Source organism: Parafrankia sp. FMc2 (assembly GCF_041008525.1).
Classification (GTDB): Bacteria; Actinomycetota; Actinomycetes; order Frankiales; family Frankiaceae; genus Parafrankia.
The window spans coordinates 1-2,490 of record NZ_JBFLUG010000328.1; the positions used below are offsets into that span (position 1 = coordinate 1).

Below are 2,490 nucleotides of genomic sequence, written 5' to 3' on the forward strand. Positions count from 1 at the left end.
CCGACCGGCCCCGCCCGCGCTGCCGACCAAGGCGTGGATCAACCAGCCCCCAGCGATCATCGAGACCGAGGAGGCGCTACCCACAAACCAAGCAGCCTGATGTCTCATCGGGATTGACAGGCTCCGGGGCGAGGGGCCTGGTGCCTGTCGGGAAGGTAGGCCACCGCTTCTGGGCGCGCAGCACGATCATGCTGCGGTTGGTGACGACGACGATCCGGGGGCCGATCACGTAGTAGGTGAGCGCGGGCCACAGGAGGATGTAGGACGCGACGAGCCAGCAGAGGACCACGGGCATCAGCAGAAGGATGCCATAGCCGACGAGGTTGAAGAGCACGTAGCCGAGCCAGTAAAAGAGCTGGTTGCCGACCTCGGGCGCCAGAAGGTAGCCGACCACGACGAGCGTGTAGCCGAATGCGGGCACCAAAATACGCAGGTACGGTGTGCGTGTCTGGGCCATGAACACCTGGCTGACTTCTTCGCCGGGTTCCAGGTAGGGCCGCACGCGGAAGGCGATGGTGCTGTGTAGGGCCATCTCGCTGCCGAGTGTAAACGCGCATCGGTCGGAGTGCAGCCGGTGATCGGCCCACCATCCAGACGATCATCTGGGTGAAAGTCCGAGGCCAGGGACGGTTCGCGCTCAGCCCCGCGGCCGGCGACTGTCAGGGGATCGACCGGGGCGGCTGGACCTGGCCGGTGACCGCACCGAGTGAGACGGTCCCGCCGTGAACTCCCGTGGCCGTGGCGGTGATGCTGACGCGGTCGTCATCCTGCAGGAAGGTGCGGACGGTACCGTCGGGAAGCTCCAGCGGTTCCCGGCCGCCCCAGGTCAGCTCGATGAGCGACCCACGTTGATGCTGTTCGGGGCCGGAGACCGTCCCGGACGCGAACAGGTCGCCGGTACGCAGCGAGGCCCCGTTGACCGTCAGGTGCGCCAGCTGCTGGGCCGGCGTCCAGTACATCAGCCCGAAGGGCGGGCGGCTGACCAGGTGCCCGTTGATCCGCACCTCCATCCGGATGTCCAGGCCCCACGGTGCCGTCGCGGCGTCGTCCAGGTAGGGGAGCAGTGCCACCTCGCGGGCAGGGGGCGGGATCCGGGCCGCCGCCAGCGCCGTGAGCGGCACGACCCAGGGGGAGACCGAGGTCAGGAAGGACTTCCCCAGAAAGGGGCCGAGCGGCACGTACTCCCAGGACTGCAGGTCACGCGCGGACCAGTCGTTGACGAGGCACACTCCGAACACGTGCTGGTCCAGCTCTTCCAGCGCTACCGGCCGGCCCAGCGGCGACGGTGCCCCGACGACGAACCCGATCTCCGCCTCGATGTCCAGCTGCTGCGACGGCCCGAACGTGGGTGGGCCGTCCACGGGCCCCCTGCGCTGGCCATGCGGGCGGGCCACCGGAGTGCCGGACACCACGACGGTTCCCGAGCGCCCGTGGTAGCCGAGGGGCAGGTGCAGCCAGTTGGGAGTCAGCGGCGCGCCGCCGGGACGGAACAGGCGGCCGAGATTCTCCGCATGGTGCCGCGAGCTGTAGAAGTCGACGTAGTCGGCGATCGTGACAGGCAGGTGAAGGCGCGCATCCTTCACGGGGACGAGGTGTGGTTCGACCAGGGAACGGTTCCGCTCCTCGGTCAGCCATCCGACCAGATCGGCGCGTAGCGCCTGCCACCGTCGCGGCCCCAGGGCCAGGAAGGCGTTCAGCGATCCCGTGGCGTGGACGGGGTCGCCGGTGAGACCGGCCAGATCCAGCACCCGGTCACCGATCGCCACCCCCGTGCGAGGCCGGCCGTCGCGCTGCGTGGAGAACACGCCGTAGGGCAGGTTCTCCAGGCCGAACCCGTTGTCGGCGGGAACGTCGCCGTCCAGCCAGCTCGCGGCGGGCGCTGTCATACGGCGTCGTCCGCGTCGTCCGAGCCGTCCGAGCCGTCCGCGTTCGCGCCGTCTGCGTCGTTCGCCCGCCGCAGCCCGAGGGCGACGAGGTCACCGACCGGTTCGGCGACGCTGCAGGTGCCGAAGGAGGTGAACAGCGCCCGGGCCCGCTGGGCATCGGCAGCGGACCAGGCGCCGATCTCGCCCGCCAACGCCGCGCCGTCCCGGCAGCCGAGAATGTCGGCGACGGCGACACTGCCGGCGCCGGTGGCGGCGGCCCGCGCCGCGATGAGAACGTTGAGAAACCCGTGGTGCTCGAAGCCGGTGGTGGCATCCGTGTGCCGCACCGCGTGATGCAGCCCGGCTGTGCATCGGAAGGGCAGGTTCCGAGCGGCACATTCCACGACTGCCCGGGCCAGCTCACCCCCGCCGGGGAAGAGGTCGGCCCGAGGGCCGCCCGTACGCAGCTTGAGCCGGTGGCCGGCGGCGGCCAGCTCGTCCAGCGGACGGCCCTGCGCCGCGTCGCAACGCACCTCGATCGACGCGGTGACACCCGCGGGCAGGCCAGCCGCCAGCAGGGCCAAGGCGTCACGCGGGGACGTGGCCCCCGTCCCCGCGTGACGCC

General features: G+C 70.8%; 2 protein-coding genes and 1 pseudogene. All 3 read right to left on the reverse strand.

Going from position 1 to position 2,490, the window contains the following annotated elements:
* Positions 1-76: 76 nt before the first annotated feature.
* Positions 77-532, reverse strand: coding sequence for a hypothetical protein (locus AB1460_RS36840; RefSeq protein WP_368967152.1), 456 nt, complete (start codon positions 530-532; stop codon positions 77-79).
* Between the two features lie 127 nt (positions 533-659).
* A complete protein-coding gene (gene fahA, locus AB1460_RS36845) occupies positions 660-1,886 on the reverse strand; it encodes a fumarylacetoacetase (RefSeq protein WP_368967154.1) in 1,227 nt (408 codons plus the stop codon).
* A pseudogene (locus AB1460_RS36850) lies at positions 1,883-2,490 on the reverse strand (hypothetical protein); the annotation flags it as partial. The pseudogene AB1460_RS36850 and the gene fahA, both read right to left, overlap by 4 nt.

What these genes read in the sequence shown, in the direction of transcription:
- AB1460_RS36840 (WP_368967152.1), bottom strand. Translation starts at nt 532, where the DNA reads ATGGCCCTACACAGCACCATCGCCTTCCGCGTGCGGCCCTACCTGGAA.
- fahA (WP_368967154.1), bottom strand. Translation starts at nt 1,886, where the DNA reads ATGACAGCGCCCGCCGCGAGCTGGCTGGACGGCGACGTTCCCGCCGAC.